We start from the raw sequence: 18,269 nt of genomic DNA on the forward strand, positions 1-18,269 counted from the left end.
GTGTTGCTTTTAGTGCTGCAGGATTTTCTCGAGGAAGTGCTGCGCACGCTCGGAGCGGGCGCTGATGTCGCCGAAGAACTCTTCTTTCGGGCAGTCTTCGATGATCTTGCCGGCGTCCATGAAGATCACGCGGTCGGCCACTTTGCGCGCAAAGCCCATTTCGTGGGTCACGCACATCATGGTCATGCCTTCGTGGGCCAGTTGCACCATCACGTCGAGCACTTCGTTGACCATTTCCGGGTCCAGCGCCGAGGTCGGTTCGTCGAACAGCATGACGATCGGGTCCATGGCCAGGGCGCGGGCAATCGCCACACGTTGTTGCTGGCCGCCGGAGAGTTGGCCAGGGTGCTTGTGGGCGTGTGCCGACAAGCCCACGCGGTCGAGCAGTTGCAGGCCCTTCTTGGTGGCCTCTTCCTTGCTGCGGCCCAGCACCTTGATCTGCGCGATGGTCAGGTTTTCGGTGATGGTCAGGTGCGGGAACAGCTCGAAGTGCTGGAACACCATGCCTACGCGCGAACGCAGTTTTGGCAGGTTGGTCTTCGGGTCGGCGATGGAGGTGCCGTCGACCACGATGTCGCCCTTCTGGAACGGTTCCAGTGCGTTGACGCACTTGATCAGGGTGGATTTGCCCGAGCCGGATGGCCCGCACACCACGATCACTTCGCCTTTTTTAACCTCGGTGCTGCAATCGGTCAGCACCTGGAAGTCGCCATACCACTTGTTGATGTTCTTGATAGAGATCATACGGCAAACCTTTTTTGCAGACGCTTGACCAGCAGCGAGGCGGAAAAGCTGATGATGAAGTAGACGACACCGGCGAAGATCAGGAACTCATTGGAGCGGCCGATGATGTCGCCGTTGGAGCGGGCGGAGTTGAGGAAGTCCACCAGGCCCACGGTGTAGACCAGGGAGGTGTCCTGGAACAGGATGATCGACTGTTGCAGCAGCAACGGCGTCATCTTGCGGAACGCCTGGGGCAGGATGATCAGGCGCATGGTCTGGCCGTAGGTCATGCCCATGGCTTGTGCCGCCGCCATCTGGCCCTTGGGAATCGACTGCACACCGGCTCGTACGATTTCGCAGAAGTACGCGGCCTCGAACATCATGAACGCCACGACGCAGGAGGTGAACGCACCGATCGGCGTGTCTTCGCCGGTGATCCAGCGCAGTACGAACGGCACCGCCAGGTAGAACCAGGTGATCACCAGCAGCAAGGGGATCGAGCGGAAGTAGTTCACGTAGGCGCCGGCCACGCGGGACAGCAGTTTGTTGGACGACAAGCGCATCAGGGCCAGGATGGTCCCGATGATGATGCCGCCGACCACGCCCATGACCATCAGCTTCAAGGTCATGACCATGCCGTTCCACAGGCCTGGAATGGCGGGGATGATGCCGCTGAAATCGAAGTCCATTATTTGCCCCCCACGGAGATCAGGCCGGGCACTGCGACTTTCTTCTCGACCACGCGCATCAGCAGCATCAGGCTCATGTTCAAGGTGAAGTAGATCAGCGTGGCCAGGGTGAAGGCTTCAAACAGGTTGGCCGAGAACTCGGCGGTCTGTTTGGTTTGCGCCAGCAGTTCCATCAAGCCGATCAAGGACGCCACGGAGGAGTTCTTGAACACGTTGAGGAATTCCGAGGTAAGCGGCGGAATGATGATGCGGTAAGCCTGGGGCAGCAGCACGTTCCAGTAGATCTGCGGCAGCTTGAAGCCCATGGCGCGCGCCGCGGATTCCTGGCCGCGTGGCAGCGCCTGGATACCGGTACGCACTTGCTCGCACACACGGGCGGCGGTGAACAGGCCCAGGCACACCACGACGCTCAGGTAGGCCGAGGTGGTCGGGTTCAGGTCTTGTTTGTACCAGTCCTGCAGGTTCTGCGGCAGCATGTCCGGTACCAGGAAGTACCAGATGAACAGCTGAACCAGCAGCGGCACGTTACGAAACAGTTCCACGTAGCAGGTCGCGATGCCCGATACGAGGCGGTTTGGCACAGTGCGCATGACCCCCAGAATGGAGCCCAGCAGCAAGGCGATAATCCATGCCACGACAGCGATGGCGATGGTCCAGCCCAGCCCGGAGAGGTACCAGTCGAGATAAGTCTCGCTGCCCACGCCGGTGGACTTGAAGAACACGCCCCAGTCCCAGTTGTAATTCATTAGGGTCTCCCCTCGAGATCGATCGATGTACAAGCACCCGCTTGGGGAAGATCCGTTCCCGCCTGACGTTGAACGCCAGGCACACACGATCGGCTCGAAAACCGCCAGGTCGAGTGTTCCAAGTTAAAACCAGCAGGTAATTACAGACGCCTGAGGGAGGGTTGGCTCCCTCAGGACATAAGCTTAGTCAGGTATCAGATTTTTACTTCTGGCGCTGGTTTGTCGCTAGGGTTAGCGATCAGCTCCTTGACCTTGTCGCTCATCGGGAAGTTAAGGTTCAGGCCTTTCGGTGGGATCGGGCTTTCGAACCATTTGGCGTAGATCTTGTTGATCTCGCCGGACTTGTACAGGGCGACAATGGCGTCATCCACGGCTTTCTTGAAGTCCGGGTCGCCTTTGCGAACCATGCAAGCGTAGGCTTCAAAGGACTGCGGAGTACCGGTAATGACCCAGTCGTCCGGCTTCTTGGCCTTGGCTTCTTCACCGGCCAGCAGGGCGTCGTCCATCATGAATGCAACGGCGCGGCCGCTTTCGAGCATCTGGAAGGATTCGCCGTGGTCTTTGGCGGAGATAACGTTCATGCCCATCTGCTTGTCGGCGTTCATCGCCTTGATGATGCGCTCGGACGTGGTACCGGCGGTGGTCACGACGTTTTTGCCTTTCAGGTCGGCAAAGTCAGCGTAGGACGGCTTGCCTTCCTTGTCTTTCTTGACCAGCAGGCGGGTGCCGATTTCGAAGATGTTGACGGTGAAATCAACTTGCTGGGCGCGTTCGGTGTTGTTGGTGGTGGAGCCGCACTCCAGATCCGCGGTGCCGTTCTGGATCAACGGGATACGGGTTTGCGAGGTCACCAGGTTGTACTTGGCTTTGAGGTCGGGTTTGTTCAGGTCTTTTTTCAGTTGCTCGACAACGGCCAACTGGATGTCGTGGGAGTAGCCCACGGGTTTGCCCGAGCCATCCGCGATGTAGGAAAACGGAATGGAGCTGTCGCGGTGAGCGAGAGTGATGGTGCCGGAGTCGTTGATTTTCTTCAGTGTGCCGGTGAGTTCGGCGGCAAAAACTGGAGTGCTGATCAGAGCAGCAGCGATAGCTGCGCCCAGGATATGGGGAACGATGCGCATCAATACTTCCTCGACATTTGTTTTTTTTATGAAGCCAGCTGAACGGCTCTCTTGTACAGCGACTGCCCGTGACGGCTCCTAAGGCGCCTCAGGCAATCGTTGAAGAGTGTAGAGCATGAGTCGTGCCATACCGAAAACAAAAGGATAACTTCATGATTTATATGGAAATTAACTTTTTGTGTCGGCAGTATTTTCGGTCGGTAGTCCGGCAAACCGAATAGGGCAGAGGGGCGCGTTCGGAAAACCGAATAGTCCGTAGGAGCGAGCTTGCTCGCGAAAAACGCAAAAACGCCGCGTTTATGCTGAATAAACGCGGCGCTCTCGGGTTTTTCGCGAGCAAGCTCGCTCCTACACTGGGGCGGTCAGGCGGCTTCGATCTTGCTGCGGTTCTGCTCGACCTTGGACAAGTAGCGCTGCAGGTTTTCCTGCTCTTGCGGCGTGGTGAACAGGCCAAGCTTGGTACGGCGCCACAGCACGTCCTGCGGTTGTGTTACCCACTCTTCGGCGCACAGGTAGTCGACTTCGCGGGTATAGAGGCCGCCACCCAAGTGGTCACCCAGATCGGCGAGCGATTGCACGCCTTCCAGCAAGCGCCAAGTGCGGCTGCCGTAGGTGGTGGACCAGCGACGGGCGATCTCGCTCGGTACCCAGTCGAACTTGGCGCGGATGGCATCGGCCAGGGCTTCTGGGGTAGTCATGTGTTCGCCACCGGGCAGGCTGGCTGTGGCAGTCCAGCTTGGGCGCATCTGGGTGAAGTACGGCGCCAGTTGGGCCATGGCCGACTCAGCCAGTTTGCGATAGGTGGTCAGCTTGCCACCGAACACCGACAGGATCGGCGCTTCGCCGGTGCCGCCGGACAGCGACAGGGTGTAGTCACGCGTAATAGCCGACGGGTTGTCCGACTCGTCATTGCACAGTGGGCGCACGCCGGAGTAGGTGTGGACGATATCGTCGCGGCTCAGCTGTTTCTTGAAGTGCGCGTTGACCGCTTTAAGCATGTAGTCGGTTTCACCTTCGGTGATCGCCACTGCAGCCGGGTCGCCGGTGTATTCGCGGTCGGTGGTGCCGATGATGGTCAAGTGGTTCAGGTACGGAATGGTGAAGACGATGCGTTGGTCTTCGTTTTGCAGAATATGCGCGTGAGCGCCCTCGTACAGTCTCGGCACGATCAGGTGGCTGCCCTGGATCAGACGAATGCCGTACGGTGAATCCAGCTTCAGGTCGTCCCGGATGAATTTGGCCACCCATGGGCCGGCGGCATTCACCAGGGCGCGGGCGCGGATCGAGAACAGGCTGCCGTCGGCACGTTCCATGTTCATTTCCCACATGCCGTTGCTGCGCTTGGCGCTGACGCAACGGGTCTGGGTGTGGATGTGCGCGCCTTTCTCGCGGGCAGCCATGGCGTTGAGTACCACCAGGCGGGCGTCGTCGACCCAGCAGTCGGAGTATTCAAAGCCTTTGGTGATTTCGCTTTTCAGCGGGCTGTCGGCACCGAACTTGAGGCTTTTGGAACCCGCGAGCTTTTCGCGCTTGCCCAAGTGGTCATAAAGGAACAGACCAGCACGAATCATCCAGGCCGGGCGCAGGTGCGGGCGGTGCGGCAGTACGAAGCGCATTTGCTTGACGATGTGCGGTGCCTTGGCCAGCAGTACTTCGCGTTCGGCCAATGCTTCACGCACCAGACGGAATTCGTAATGCTCCAGGTAACGCAGTCCACCGTGGATCAGCTTGCTGCTGGCCGATGAGGTGTGGCTGGCCAAGTCATCCTTTTCGCAAAGGAATACCGACAAACCGCGACCGGCTGCGTCTGCTGCAATCCCGACGCCATTGATCCCACCACCAATTACGGCTACGTCATAGACTTCGGCAAGCGGTGGAGCAGGCAAGGTGGAAGGGTTCATCGGCTGGCCTCGCGATCTTTTCGTCTTGGAATTCGAACATGAATGTTCATTTGCGAAAATGGTAGCTGATAATTGCGGGCACAGCCACCCGACTTCGATTGAAAAAACTCATCGAAGGGCGGAGAAAGGAAGAATTATGAACAAAGGTGAATGTATGGGTGTGAGTGAGGCCGTCATCGCGGGCAAGCCCGGCTCCCACATTTGATCGCATTTCAAACTGTGGGAGTCGGGCTTGCCCGCGATGACGCCTGAACAGGCGCTAAACGACTTCCAGCCGCACCTTGTGCTCATTCAGCACTTGCACCAACGCCGGCACCGGCTGCTGGTCAGTCACCAGGCAGTCCACCAGGCTGATCGGCCCCAGGCGAATCATGGCATTGCGCCCGAATTTGCTGGAGTCCGCCGCCAGGATCACCTGCCGCGCATTGGCGATGATTGCCTGGGAAACCCGCACCTCCTGGTAATCGAAGTCCAGCAGGCTGCCGTCCTCGTCGATCCCGCTGATGCCCACCAGGGCAAAGTCGACCTTGAACTGGTTGATGAAGTCGACACTGGCCTGGCCCACCACACCACCGTCACGGCGCACATTGCCGCCGGTGAGCAACACATCGAAGTCGTCCTTGGCACTGAGCATGGTGGCGACGTTGAGGTTGTTGGTGATGATTTTCAGGTGGCTGTGATTGAGCAGCGCACGGGCGATGGATTCGGTGGTGGTGCCGATGTTGATGAACAGCGAGGCATGATCGGGAATCTGCGCGGCGATGGCTTCACCGATGCGTTGCTTCTCGTCGCGCATCTGGTCGGCACGCATGGCGTACGCGGTGTTCTCGACACTGGAGTCATAGGCTGCGCCGCCGTGGTAGCGGCGCAACAGGTTGGCGTCCGCCAGCTGGTTGATATCGCGGCGGATGGTTTGCGGGGTGACAACGAATAGCTGCGCCATTTCCTCGATACTGACGTACCCGCGTTCGCGGACCAGTTCGAGGATTTGTTGTTGGCGGGGAGGCAGATTCATGGGGCGTCCTTTGGGCTGCCATACAAAAGTGGCCCATGATGACGCAGGAATCCGCTCCCTGCCAGTTACAACCTGCCGTAAGCCAGCGCTTGGCTTATTCGGCGCCTTCGTGCGGCTCCCAGTCACGGGTGCGGCTCACAGCTTTTTGCCAGCCGGCGTAGAGTTTCTCTTTGGCCGCCTCGTCCAGCTGTGGCTCGAACTCGCGCTCGATTACCGCCTTGCCGCGCAACTCGTCCAGGCTGCCCCAGAAGCCACACGCCAGGCCCGCCAGGTAGGCTGCGCCGAGGGCGGTGGTCTCGCGCATTTGCGGGCGTTCTACCTGGGTGCCGAGGATGTCGGCCTGGAATTGCATCAGGAAGTTGTTGGCAACCGCGCCGCCGTCCACGCGCAGGGCCTTGAGGCGTTCGCCCGAGTCCTGTTGCATGGCGTCGAGGACGTCGCGGGTCTGGTAGGCAATCGACTCCAGGGCTGCGCGAATAATGTGGTCTACGCGTACGCCACGGGTCAGGCCGAACAGTGCGCCACGGGCATACGGGTCCCAGTAGGGCGCGCCGAGACCGGTGAAAGCGGGTACCAGGTACACGCCGTTGCTGTCCTTGACCTTGCCGGCAAAGTATTCGGTGTCGTGGGCATCGTTGATGATCTTCAGCTCGTCACGTAGCCATTGCACGGTGGAGCCACCGTTGAAGACCGCGCCTTCCAGGGCATAGGCCACCTCACCGCGCGGGCCGCAGGCAATGGTGGTGAGCATGCCGTGCTTGGATTTCACCGCCTTGTCGCCGGTGTTCATCAGCAGGAAGCAGCCGGTGCCGTAGGTGTTCTTGGCCTGGCCCGCTTCCACGCACATCTGGCCAAACAGGGCCGCTTGCTGGTCGCCGGCAATGCCACCGATAGCGATGCCGCTCTTGGTACGGCCATAGATTTCCGACGACGACTTCACTTCAGGGAGCATTTCCCGTGGGATGTCGAGAATCTCCAGCATCTTCGCATCCCACTCCAGGGTGTGGATGTTGAAGAGCATGGTGCGCGACGCGTTGGTGTAGTCGGTGACGTGGGTCTTGCCGCCGGTAAATTTCCAGATCAGCCAGCTGTCGACGGTGCCGAACAGCAGTTCGCCATTGCGCGCACGTTCGCGACTGCCTTCGACGTTGTCGAGGATCCACTTGAGCTTGGTGCCGGAGAAGTATGGGTCGGTCACAAGGCCCGTGGTGTCGCTGATGTATTGCTCATGGCCGTCGCGCTTGAGCTGCTGGCAGATCTCGGTACTGCGGCGGCACTGCCAGACAATAGCGTTATAGATCGGGCGGCCGGTGATCTTGTCCCAGACCACCGTGGTTTCACGCTGGTTGGTGATACCGATGGCGGCCACCTGGTCATGGTGCAGGCCGGCCTGCGCCAGCGCTTCGACCATCACCGCGCTCTGGGTGGCGAAGATTTCCATCGGGTCATGTTCAACCCAGCCAGCCTGCGGGTAGTGCTGGACGAATTCACGCTGGGCGGTACACACCACGTTGGCGTCACGATCGAAGATGATCGCCCGGGAACTGGTGGTGCCCTGATCAAGGGCAATGATGTAGTTCTTATTCTGAAGGTCGGTCATGTCAATTGCCTTGGACGAAATAAGGAAGTCAGAAATCAGCCTGGGCCGCGAAGGGCAGGGGACCAGGCTGGCGCTTTCAGGAAATACGAGTCTTGCCGTTGACAGCCGTGTCAGGTGTTTCTTCAGCGATAGCCGGTGCGGCGCTCGGCAGGTGGCGAGCAATCAGCCCGCGATAGGCCGCAGCGCCCAGGCATGCGCCGACAATCGGAGCGAAAATCGGCACCAGGAAATAAGGAATATCGCGACCGCCAGTAAAGGCCATTTCACCCCAACCGGCGAAAAAGGTCATCAGCTTGGGACCGAAATCCCGTGCCGGGTTCATCGCAAAGCCAGTCAACGGGCCCATGGCGCTGCCGATTACGGCGATCAGCAAACCGATCAGCAGGGGGGCCAGGGGGCCGCGTGGCAGGCCGTTGTTATCATCGGTCAGAGCCATGATCACGCCCATCAGGATGGCGGTGATGACCATCTCCACCAGGAATGCCTGGGCCGTGCTCAGCAGCGCATGGGGATAGGTGGAGAACACCGACGCCAATTCCAGGCTGGCTTGGGAGCCGCGGACCATGTGGTGAGTTTGTTCGTAATCGAAAAACAGATTGCTGTAGAGCGTGTACACCAGGGCGGCGGAGCAAAAGGCGCCGGCGACCTGGGCAAGAATATAGAAGGGCAGTTTGCGCTTTTCAAAATCGGCAAAGATGCACAGGGCGATACTGACCGCCGGGTTGAGGTGAGCCCCGGAAATACCGGCACTCAGGTAGATCGCCATGCTCACGCCGACCCCCCAGATGATACTGATTTCCCATAAGCCAAAGCTCGCACCCGCGACCTTGAGCGCGGCGACGCATCCTGTACCGAAGAAGATCAGCAGCGCGGTGCCCAGGAATTCGGCCATGCATTGGCTCGAAAGTGAAGGCTGTTGAAGAGCAGTTGTCATGGAAAACCTCAATTGTTGTTCTTGTCTTGCGCACGGCCTCAACGGGCAGTTGCGCGATATTCACCACGAGAAGGATCCCCATCCTGGATCGCGGCTTACTGCGGAGTACCAGAGGATTATTCCTACGGTATTCGGAAACGAAAAAATATAGACAAGAATGACCGCTGTCAAAGGTCGAAAGTGAACCATTGGTCATTTCCGAACTATTGGTGTGGTGAATGATCATGGCCAAGGCGCGTTGCTTTTGCGGTGATAGGTCTGTGCTAGAGCGTTTTAGGTAGGCTTGGCCTAGAATTGGCCATCAGTTTGCCCGCCCGGAGCCGTTATGACCCCTGCATTGGACCTGTTGAAAAAAGTTCGCGCCGAACATCATGTGCATAGTTATGAACATGATCCCAAGGCAGCCTCGTATGGGCTGGAGGCCGCGGAAAAATTGAGCCTGGACCCGGCCCAGGTGTTCAAGACGCTGCTGGCGAGCAGTGAGAAGGGTGAATTGTTGGTGGCGGTTGTGCCGGTCGTCGGAAGTCTGGACTTGAAAGCCCTGGCTCATGCTGCGGGTGTGAAGAAAGTCGAAATGGCTGACCCGGCAGCGGCGCAGCGTTCCACGGGTTATCTGTTGGGCGGCATCAGCCCGCTGGGTCAGAAGAAGCGGCTGCGCACGTTTATCGATGAAACGGCGCAACCCTTTGCAACGATTTTTGTCAGCGCGGGCAGAAGAGGATTGGAAGTTGAATTGCCAGCGGCGGTGTTGGCTGAACACACCCAGGCCAAATTCGCACCGATCGGGCGGGCCTGATATTCATTCTTTGAAGTCTATGAGGATCAAATGTGGGAGCTGGCTTGCCTGCGATAGCATCAACGCGGTGTAACAGATAACCCGAGTTGTCTGCATCGCAGGCAAGCCAGCTCCTACATCCCGACCCGGTTTTATCAGTGAGCGACGCTGTGGCGGCGCACGCCTGACTCAACAGCAGGAATTTGCGCCGCTGTGCTGCCGGATGCCTGGAACACCACCAAATGCTCAGCCGCCACACGAATCCCCACCTCCGCGCCCACTTGGTGATCGGCATGGCTGGGGAAAATCGACTCCAGCTGAGCGCCGGTCGGCAGCTGTAACCGGTACAGCGTTGAGGCGCCGAGGAAGGTCTTGCCGACGATCCGGGCTTTCAACGCGCTGTCCGGCGCATACACGATATCGTCCGGGCGCAGCAGCACGTCCACCGCAGCGCCGGTCGGCAAGGTGTAGGCACGGTTGCCGCGCAGGTCGCCCAGTTCAGTGCTGACCGATTCGGGCGAGTTCAGCCGACCACGGATGAAATACCCTTGGCCGATGAAACTGGCGACGTAAGGCGTCTGCGGTTCGTGATAGAGGTTGTAGGGCGTGTCCCACTGCTCAAGGCGGCCTTCCTTGAAGACCCCGACGTGATCGCTGACGGCGAAGGCCTCTTCCTGATCATGGGTTACCAGGATCGCGCTGGTGCCGCGAGCCTTGAGGATGTCGCGCACTTCATGGCTGAGCTTGCGGCGCAGTTCGCCATCGAGGTTGGAAAAGGGTTCATCCAGCAACAGCAGTTGCGGCTCCGGCGCCAGGGCCCGGGCGAGAGCGACGCGTTGTTGCTGACCACCGGAAAGCTCATGGGGGAAGCGCTTGCCCAGGTTCTTCAAGTTGACCAGTTCCAGCAACTCGGCAACTACGCGCTCTTTTTGCGGGTGCTTGCGAATGCCAAAGGCGATGTTGTCAGCCACGCTCAGGTGCGGGAACAACGCGTAGTCCTGGAACACCATGCCGATACGACGTTTTTCCGGGGCGAGGGTGAAACCGGCACGGGAGATGACTTCGCCCGCCAGGCTGATTTCGCCTTCATGCACCGGCTCAAAGCCAGCAATCGCGCGCAGGGTAGTGGTCTTGCCACACCCTGAAGAGCCGAGCAGGCAACCGATATCGCCGGCGTTGAGGTGCAGGTTGAGGTTCTGCACGACGCGCTGGTCTTGATAGCCGCATGCCAGATTGCGCAGGTTCAGCAGTAATGACTGGCTCATGCGTGGTGGTACGACGGTGGTACGAGGAATTCGAGCAAGGCTTTTTGCGCATGCAGGCGGTTCTCGGCCTGATCCCACGCGACTGAGCGCGAATCGTCGAGCAGGTCCTGGCTGATTTCTTCGCCCCGGTGGGCGGGCAGGCAGTGCATGAACAGCACGTCTGGCGCGGCCAGGTCGAGCAACGCACGGGTCACCTGGAACGGCGCGAACTGGGCCAGGCGCTTGGCGGTTTCGTCTTCCTGGCCCATGGAGGTCCAGACGTCGGTGCTGACCAGGTGCGCGCCGACCACTGCGTCTTTCGGATCGCGCAGCAGTTGCACACGGCCATCGGCCTTGGCCATGAACTCGGCGCTGGGCTCGTAGCCTTCAGGGCAGGCGATGCGCAGGTGGAAGTCGAACTGGATCGCCGCTTCTATATAGCTGTTGCACATGTTGTTGCCATCGCCGATCCAGGCCACGGTCTTGCCTTGGATCGAGCCACGGTGCTCGAGGAAGGTTTGCATGTCGGCCAGCAACTGGCAGGGGTGCAGGTCATCGGACAGGCCGTTGATCACGGGCACACGGGAGTTGGCGGCAAATTCGGTCAAGGTGCTGTGGGCGAAGGTACGGATCATCACGGCATCGAGCATGCGCGACATCACGATGGCGCAATCGCTGATCGGCTCACCACGGCCCAGTTGGGTGTCGCGCGGTGACAGGAAGATGGCCTGGCCACCCAGCTGGATCATGCCGGCTTCGAACGACAGGCGTGTGCGGGTCGAGGACTTTTCGAAAATCATCCCGAGTACCCGGTTTTTCAACGGCTCAAACAGTACACCGCGGTTACGCAGGTCTTTAAGCTCAATGCCTCGACGGATCACGCTGACCAGCTCTTCGGGCGTGCAATCCATCAGGGAGAGAAAGTGCCTTGCGCTCATCATTAACTACCTTTTGCAACAGACCGCAGATACTCAAAGCCTTGTTTATTGCGACAACGGGCGAGACCTGCGGCGAAAGCCGCACGGGGCGACGAAATAGGGGAAGACGCGATATTGACATTAAATGTCGCGTTTTACCAATAGGGCTACGGCTTTAGGGGTGTTCAAGCAGGGCGCTGGCGCGCGTTTGAAGACGATTTCCTGACAGCAGCGAGCCATTTGTACACTGGCGTCCAGGCCTTTTGCAATGCGCGGGGGCGGCTTGGGCCAGGTCGCGTCGGTTTCAGCGCCTGCTGACAAGGTTTCTGAAACATTTGCTCATGTTTAGCCATGCCCTGGCCTATGCCCGTCGATTCACAACGCGAAGGTTGCTGGCGCGCCAAGTGGTCGCGGCCCATAGTTGAGTCAAAGCCCCTATAAAAGAGACTGGCCATGACCAAGACTCTCCACCACCGTGCCTGCCACCTGTGCGAAGCCATCTGCGGCCTCACCCTGGAAACCACCCAAGCCGAAGACGGTAGCCTGGCGATCACCTCGATCAAGGGCGACCCTCTGGACAGTTTCAGTCGCGGCCACATCTGCCCCAAGGCGGTGGCCCTGCAGGACATCCAGAATGACCCGGACCGCCTGCACCAACCCATGCGGCGGGTGGGCAGCGAATGGCAGCCGATTGGCTGGGATGAAGCCTTTGCCCTGGTGGCCGAGCGGCTTGCGGGTATCCAGGCGCGGCATGGGCAGAACGCGGTGGCGGTGTATCAGGGCAACCCAAGCGTGCATAACTATGGGTTGATGACCCACAGCAACTACTTTCTAGGGCTGTTGAAGACGCGCAATCGTTTTTCCGCGACCTCGGTAGACCAACTGCCTCATCACCTCACCAGTCACCTGATGTACGGCCACGGCCTGTTGTTGCCCATACCCGATATCGACCAGACCGACTTCATGTTGATTCTCGGCGGCAACCCGCTGGCTTCCAATGGCAGCATCATGACCGTGCCCGATGTGGAGAAACGCCTCAAGGCCATCCAGGCGCGGGGCGGAAAAGTGGTGGTGGTCGACCCTCGGCGCAGCGAGACGGCAGCCATCGCGGACCAGCACGTGTTCGTACGCCCCGGCGGCGATGCGGCATTGTTGTTTGGGGTGCTCAACACTTTGTTCTCCGAAGGGCTGACACGCGACAGCCATTTGCCGGTGCAAGGCCTGGATGATGTACGCAAGGCGATTGCCGGCTTCGATGCCGAGGCCATGAGCCGCCAGTGTGCGGTGCCTGCCGAGCAGATTCGCCAGTTGGCCAGGGACTTCGCCGGCGCTGACAAGGCCGTCTGTTATGGCCGCATGGGGGTCTCGACCCAAGCGTTTGGCACCCTGTGCCATTGGCTGGTGCAACTGATCAACCTGGTGACCGGCAACCTGGACCGTGTCGGCGGCGCGCTCTGCACCAGTCCCGCGGTGGACCTGGTGGCCTCCACCAGCGGCGGCCATTTCAACCGCTGGCAGAGCCGCGTGTCCGGGCGGCCGGAGTACGGCGGAGAACTGCCGGTGTCGGCGCTGGCCGAAGAAATGCTGACCGAGGGTGATGGGCAGATCCGCGCCCTGGTGACGGTGGCCGGCAACCCGGTACTGTCCACGCCTAACGGCCGCCAATTGGAACAAGCCCTGGACGGGTTGGAGTTCATGGTCAGCATCGACCTGTATATCAACGAGACCACGCGTTATGCCGACCTGATCCTGCCGTCCACCTCGGCGCTGGAAAACGATCACTACGACACCACCTTCAATCTGTTCGCGGTACGCAATGTCACACGCTTCAATCGCGCCATCCTGCCCAAGCCTGAGGGTGCGTTGCATGACTGGGAGATCTTTGTCGGCCTGGCCAAGGCGTTTGCGGCGCACACTGGCGCGGTGCTCAAGCCCACCCTGCCACCGGCACAGATGATCGACTTCGGGCTGCGTGCGGGTGCCTATGGTGACGCATCCAGTCATAAACTGTCGGTGGCGATGTTGGCGGATCATCCCCATGGCGTCGACCTGGGGCCGCTCAAGCCCAACCTCGTGGCACGTTTGAAAACCGCGGATGGCAAGGTGCAAGCGGCACCGGCCGTGATCCTGGCAGACCTGGCGCGTTTCGCCGCGCAGCCGGTGCCGGTGGCCGACGAACTGCTATTGATTGGCAGGCGGCATGTGCGCAGCAATAATTCCTGGATGCATAACTATCACCGACTGGTGAAGGGTAAGCCACGCCATCAACTACTGATGCACCCCGATGATCTGGCTAGCCGTCAGTTGAGCGATGGCCAGCGGGTGCGGGTGAGTTCGCGTATCGGTATGGTCGAGGTGGAAGTAGCGGCCAGCACGGACATGATGCCGGGTGTGGTCAGCCTGCCTCACGGCTGGGGCCACGGTCGTCCGGGCGTGCAGATGAGCATCGCGAGCAGCCAGCCGGGGGCGAGTGCCAATGACTTGACCGACGAGCGGCAATTGGACGAGTTGTCGGGTAATGCGGCGCTCAACGGCGTACCGGTGAAGGTGGCGGCGGCCTGAGCATCCTGCTGGATTTTTGCGTTACAATGCGCCACCGTGCCGACCCGTGAGTCGCAAAGTTCCTGCAGAGGTGTTCCATGGATATCATCGAAACGATCAAAGAGCAGATTGCCAACAACACCATTCTGCTTTACATGAAGGGCGCACCTAACGCGCCTCAGTGCGGTTTCTCCGCAAAAGCGTCCCAGGCTGTGATGGCATGTGGCGAGAAGTTCGCTTACGTGGATATCCTGCAAAACCCTGAAATCCGCGCCAACCTGCCAAAGTACGCCAACTGGCCGACTTTCCCGCAGTTGTGGGTAGCCGGTGAGCTGGTTGGCGGTAGCGACATCATCACTGAAATGGCAGCTGATGGCTCGCTGCAAGCGCTGATCAAAGACGCAGCGCAAAAAGCAGCAGTCAAGACTGACGCCTAATTGGCGAGCAATAAAAAGCCCCGCTTCTCTGGTGAGAGCGGGGCTTTTTTGTGCCTGAACGCTACGGGTTATTCACCCATCTGCGATTGCAGGTAATTCTCCAGGCTGACCTTGTCGATCAGGCCCAACTGGGTTTCAAGCCAGTCGATATGCTCTTCCTGATCTTCCAGGATATCTTCCAACAGTTCACGGCTGCCGAAATCGCCCTTGGTTTCGCAGTGAGCGATACCAGCCTTCAGGTCGCTGTGGCTCTTGCGCTCAAAGCCCAGGTCGCTGCTGATCATTTCCTGGGTGTGCTCGCCGATGTTCAGCTTGCCCAGGTCCTGCACGTTCGGCAGGCCTTCCAGGAACAGGATGCGCTTGATCAGCGCGTCGGCGTCCTTCATGGCCTTGATCGATTCTTTGTATTCACGCTTGCCGAGCTTTTCCAGGCCCCAGTCATCGTACATGCGCGCATGCAGGAAGTACTGATTGATCGCGACCAGTTCATTGGCAAGGATTTTGTTGAGTTGCTGGATGACTGAGATGTCGCCTTTCATGACTGGGGTCCTGCCCTGTAATAGCTGTGTATAGGGAGGAGTCTGAGCGGTGAAAATCCTAGTGTCAAACCTAAGTTATTGAATAATAAATGAAAATTAATCGGAATAAGAATGTTTGTGTTCCGCGTCTTGGCTCTAACTAATTGAATTACAGGCATAAAAAAACCGGACACAAGGTCCGGTTCTTTAAAACATGCCTATCAGGCGTGTGTAAATTCTGTCGAGTAGGGGAGTGCGGCCTGGGCTGTTTGCAGCTGCGTCAGGGTTTCCCGTACCACTTGCTTGGCCAGGCAAGCACATTTGCCGCACTGGCTGGCAACGCCGGTGGTTTCACGCACTTCTTTGTAGCTGCAGCAACCTTCATAGATTGCTTCGCGGATTTGTCCGTCGGTGACGCCAGTGCAGAGGCAGACATACATAAGTGAGAACCGTCGCGGGTTTATGGCTTAAGTGCGATGGATCTTAATGTTAACGAGAATGATTGTCAAAATAGTTTCAGCAGCAATCCGGGGGGAATTGCCCGTGCGCTGACGAACGGTTTTTTCGGTGTATGATGGTCGGTCTTCACGAAGCGTGATTGCGTCATATTTCTGTCTGTTTCCACAGGCAGACTCGACCGGTCCTTTTACTTCAATCGTCACCCCTATATCAGGAGATATCCAATGAGCGTACTCGTCGGTAAACAAGCCCCGGATTTCGACGTACCAGCCGTCCTCGGCAATGGCGAAATCGTAGACAGCTTCAAGCTGTCTGAAGCCATCAAAGGCAAATACGGCCTGGTGTTCTTCTACCCGCTGGACTTCACCTTCGTCTGCCCTTCAGAGCTGATCGCCCTGGACCACCGCATGGACGATTTCAAAGCGCGCAATGTTGAAGTGGTCGCGGTTTCCATCGACTCCCATTTCACCCACAACGCCTGGCGCAACACCGCCATCAACGACGGCGGCATCGGCAAAGTCAAATACACCATGGCTGCCGACATGAAGCACGACATCGCCAAGGCCTACGACGTTGAGTCCGAAGGCGGCGTGGCGTTCCGTGGCGCGTTCCTGATCGACGACAAGGGCGTTGTGCGCTCGCAGATCATCAACGACCTGCCGCTGGGCCGTAACATGGAAGAGCTGATCCGCCTGGTCGACGCGCTGCAATTCCACGAAGAGCACGGCGAAGTCTGCCCTGCCAACTGGAAAAAAGGCGACAAAGGCATGAACGCTTCGCCAGAAGGCGTTGCGGCTTACCTGACCGAGAACGCTGGCAAGCTGTAAGCCAACGTCACGGTACAAAAAAACCGGCCTGAAAAGGCCGGTTTTTTTATGCGTGGGATTTGCCTTCAGTCGTTGAAGTCTTCCCAGCCGCCCATCTGTTTCCACCGATTGACGATGCCGCAGAACAGCTCGGCGGTCTTTTCGGTGTCGTAGCGGGCCGAGTGGGCTTCACGCCCGTCAAAGTCGATACCGGCCGCCTGGCAGGCTTTGGCCAGAACGGTCTGACCGTAGGCCAGGCCGGCAAGCGTTGCGGTGTCGAAACTGGAGAACGGATGAAACGGGTTGCGCTTCATGTCCAGCCGCGCCACGGCGGCGTTCAGGAAGCCCAGGTCGAAACTGCTGTTGTGGCCGACCAGGATCGCACGTTTGCAGCCATTGGCCTTCAACGCCTTGCGCACGCCACGGAAGATATCGGTCAGCGCCGCTTCTTCACTTACCGCCATACGCAGTGGGTGGTCGAGCTTGATCCCGGTGAATTCCAGGGCAGCGGCTTCGATATTGGCGCCTTCAAACGGCTCGACGCGGAAGAAATGGGTGTGTTCCGGGTACACAAAGCCCTGTTCGTCCATGCCGATGGTGGTTGCGGCGATTTCCAGCAAGGCGTCGGTGGCGCAGTTGAAACCACCGGTTTCTACGTCGATGACGACCGGCAGATAGCCGCGAAAACGCTCGGCCATCGGATGGCGCGAGCCGCCACCGCCGTGCTCTTGTTCGTCGTCGTAATGGTCTTCACTCACTTGCTTTCCTCCAGCAGGCGCCAGCGCAGTGTTTCACCGGCGCGCAGCGGGATAACGGTCAGTTCGCCAAACGGCAGGCTGGCAGGGGCGGTCCAGTCTTCACGGACCAGGGTAATGCGGTCGGTATTCGCCGGCAGGCCGTAGAAACGCGGGCCGTTGAGGCTGGCGAAACCTTCGAGTTTGTCCAGCGCGTTACGCTGTTCGAAAGCTTCGGCGTACAACTCGATGGCGGCAAACGCGGTGTAGCAGCCGGCGCAGCCGCATGCGGCTTCCTTGGCGTGCTGGGCGTGTGGCGCAGAGTCGGTGCCGAGGAAGAACTTCGGGCTGCCGCTGGTGGCGGCATCCAGCAGTGCGACCTGGTGGGTATTGCGCTTGAGAATAGGCAGGCAATAGAAATGCGGCCGAATCCCGCCCACCAGCATGTGGTTGCGGTTGTAGAGCAGGTGATGAGCGGTGATGGTCGCGCCAACGTTGGCCGACGCTTCGCTGACGAACTGCACCGCATCGGCGGTGGTGATGTGTTCAAACACCACTTTGAGCGTAGGGAACAACTCGACCACACGACGCATGTGTTCATCGATGAAGATTTTTTCGCGATCGAACACATCCACGTCGCCACGGGTGACTTCCCCGTGGATCAGCAATGGCATGCCGACCTCCGCCATGGCTTCGATCGCCGGCAGGATCTTGTCGATACTGGTTACACCGGAATCGGAGTTGGTGGTCGCACCTGCCGGGTACAGCTTGGCGGCGTGCACATAACCGCTGGCCTTGGCTTCACGAATTTCTTCAGGCTGGGTGCGGTCGGTCAGGTAGAGCACCATCAACGGTTCGAAGCGGCTGCCGGCCGGTCGTGCAGCGAGGATGCGCTGGCGATAGGCGTCGGCTTCTGCGGCATTGCGCACCGGAGGTACCAGGTTAGGCATGATGATGGCACGGCCAAACGTGCGGGCCACATCGGCCACGGTTTGGGGTAACGCAGCACCATCGCGAAGATGAATATGCCAGTCGTCGGGACGCAGCAGGGTCAGGCGGTCGGACATTGGGGATTCCAGGCGGGTCAATCTGGTGGGAATGCTACCGGA

At 59.2% G+C, this 18,269-nt stretch carries 18 protein-coding genes; 4 read left to right on the forward strand and 14 right to left on the reverse strand.

From position 1 onward, the window contains the following. Nucleotides 1-9: 9 nt before the first annotated feature. The 8 genes from GIW79_RS06180 to GIW79_RS06215 form a co-directional block, all read right to left on the reverse strand. Nucleotides 10-744 (reverse strand): amino acid ABC transporter ATP-binding protein, encoded by a 735-nt coding sequence (locus tag GIW79_RS06180; protein WP_003188952.1) that lies wholly within the window; start codon nucleotides 742-744, stop codon nucleotides 10-12. Then, a complete protein-coding gene (locus GIW79_RS06185; protein WP_003188954.1) occupies nucleotides 741-1,412 on the reverse strand; it encodes an amino acid ABC transporter permease in 672 nt (223 codons plus the stop codon). The genes GIW79_RS06180 and GIW79_RS06185 overlap by 4 nt, the downstream gene beginning before the upstream one ends. After that, nucleotides 1,412-2,158 (reverse strand): amino acid ABC transporter permease, encoded by a 747-nt coding sequence (locus tag GIW79_RS06190; RefSeq protein ID WP_014717132.1) that lies wholly within the window; start codon nucleotides 2,156-2,158, stop codon nucleotides 1,412-1,414. The genes GIW79_RS06185 and GIW79_RS06190 overlap by 1 nt, the downstream gene beginning before the upstream one ends. 194 nt (nucleotides 2,159-2,352) lie before the next feature. Then, nucleotides 2,353-3,279 carry a glutamate/aspartate ABC transporter substrate-binding protein gene (locus GIW79_RS06195; protein ID WP_003188957.1) on the reverse strand — a complete coding sequence of 309 codons (927 nt, stop codon included), beginning with the start codon at nucleotides 3,277-3,279 and terminating at the stop codon, nucleotides 2,353-2,355. Nucleotides 3,280-3,641: 362 nt separating this feature from the next. Next, complete coding sequence (gene glpD / locus GIW79_RS06200; RefSeq protein WP_236453980.1) at nucleotides 3,642-5,180, reverse strand: glycerol-3-phosphate dehydrogenase; 1,539 nt, start codon at nucleotides 5,178-5,180, stop codon at nucleotides 3,642-3,644. Nucleotides 5,181-5,439: 259 nt separating this feature from the next. After that, on the reverse strand, nucleotides 5,440-6,195 hold the full coding sequence (locus tag GIW79_RS06205; protein ID WP_003188962.1) for a DeoR/GlpR family transcriptional regulator: 756 nt from the start codon (nucleotides 6,193-6,195) through the stop codon (nucleotides 5,440-5,442). Between the two features lie 94 nt (nucleotides 6,196-6,289). After that, the gene (gene glpK / locus GIW79_RS06210; protein WP_032893327.1) at nucleotides 6,290-7,795 is read right to left on the reverse strand and encodes a glycerol kinase GlpK; all 1,506 of its coding nucleotides are present in this window, start codon (nucleotides 7,793-7,795) and stop codon (nucleotides 6,290-6,292) included. 76 nt (nucleotides 7,796-7,871) lie between these two features. Continuing rightward, nucleotides 7,872-8,729 carry an MIP/aquaporin family protein gene (locus GIW79_RS06215; protein WP_014717136.1) on the reverse strand — a complete coding sequence of 286 codons (858 nt, stop codon included), beginning with the start codon at nucleotides 8,727-8,729 and terminating at the stop codon, nucleotides 7,872-7,874. A gap of 325 nt (nucleotides 8,730-9,054) precedes the next feature. Between GIW79_RS06215 and ybaK the strand changes: the two genes are divergently transcribed. After that, entirely contained in the window at nucleotides 9,055-9,525 is a 471-nt protein-coding gene (gene ybaK / locus GIW79_RS06220) for a Cys-tRNA(Pro) deacylase (protein WP_054897716.1), read from the forward strand. Between the two features lie 134 nt (nucleotides 9,526-9,659). On the opposite strand, the gene GIW79_RS06225 is transcribed toward ybaK, so the two are convergent. Both GIW79_RS06225 and argF read right to left on the reverse strand, forming a co-directional pair. After that, nucleotides 9,660-10,769 carry an ABC transporter ATP-binding protein gene (locus tag GIW79_RS06225; protein ID WP_034126462.1) on the reverse strand — a complete coding sequence of 370 codons (1,110 nt, stop codon included), beginning with the start codon at nucleotides 10,767-10,769 and terminating at the stop codon, nucleotides 9,660-9,662. Then, a complete protein-coding gene (argF, locus tag GIW79_RS06230; RefSeq protein WP_034126463.1) occupies nucleotides 10,766-11,686 on the reverse strand; it encodes an ornithine carbamoyltransferase in 921 nt (306 codons plus the stop codon). Before argF ends, GIW79_RS06225 begins: the two co-directional genes overlap by 4 nt. 432 nt (nucleotides 11,687-12,118) lie before the next feature. Between argF and GIW79_RS06235 the strand changes: the two genes are divergently transcribed. Further along, nucleotides 12,119-14,227: a molybdopterin oxidoreductase family protein gene (locus tag GIW79_RS06235; protein WP_213153281.1), complete on the forward strand. Its 2,109-nt coding sequence runs from the start codon at nucleotides 12,119-12,121 to the stop codon at nucleotides 14,225-14,227. A gap of 77 nt (nucleotides 14,228-14,304) precedes the next feature. Continuing rightward, nucleotides 14,305-14,643 carry a Grx4 family monothiol glutaredoxin gene (grxD, locus tag GIW79_RS06240; RefSeq protein WP_054898038.1) on the forward strand — a complete coding sequence of 113 codons (339 nt, stop codon included), beginning with the start codon at nucleotides 14,305-14,307 and terminating at the stop codon, nucleotides 14,641-14,643. A 68-nt stretch (nucleotides 14,644-14,711) separates the two neighbouring features. Here the strand turns inward: grxD and bfr are convergent, their stop codons facing one another. After that, complete coding sequence (gene bfr, locus GIW79_RS06245; protein WP_054898039.1) at nucleotides 14,712-15,182, reverse strand: bacterioferritin; 471 nt, start codon at nucleotides 15,180-15,182, stop codon at nucleotides 14,712-14,714. Nucleotides 15,183-15,382: 200 nt separating this feature from the next. After that, a complete protein-coding gene (locus tag GIW79_RS06250) occupies nucleotides 15,383-15,601 on the reverse strand; it encodes a bacterioferritin-associated ferredoxin (RefSeq protein ID WP_017526354.1) in 219 nt (72 codons plus the stop codon). Between the two features lie 243 nt (nucleotides 15,602-15,844). Between GIW79_RS06250 and GIW79_RS06255 the strand changes: the two genes are divergently transcribed. Beyond that, complete coding sequence (locus GIW79_RS06255) at nucleotides 15,845-16,447, forward strand: peroxiredoxin (RefSeq protein ID WP_003172097.1); 603 nt, start codon at nucleotides 15,845-15,847, stop codon at nucleotides 16,445-16,447. Between the two features lie 65 nt (nucleotides 16,448-16,512). Here the strand turns inward: GIW79_RS06255 and rnt are convergent, their stop codons facing one another. Further along, nucleotides 16,513-17,184 carry a ribonuclease T gene (gene rnt / locus GIW79_RS06260; protein WP_003188980.1) on the reverse strand — a complete coding sequence of 224 codons (672 nt, stop codon included), beginning with the start codon at nucleotides 17,182-17,184 and terminating at the stop codon, nucleotides 16,513-16,515. Next, a complete protein-coding gene (gene pyrC / locus GIW79_RS06265; RefSeq protein ID WP_032893318.1) occupies nucleotides 17,181-18,227 on the reverse strand; it encodes a dihydroorotase in 1,047 nt (348 codons plus the stop codon). Before pyrC ends, rnt begins: the two co-directional genes overlap by 4 nt. Nucleotides 18,228-18,269 lie beyond the last annotated feature (42 nt).

The organism is Pseudomonas sp. PA-7-1E (assembly GCF_021605325.1).
GTDB classification, from domain to species: domain Bacteria; phylum Pseudomonadota; class Gammaproteobacteria; order Pseudomonadales; family Pseudomonadaceae; genus Aquipseudomonas; species Aquipseudomonas fluorescens_BV.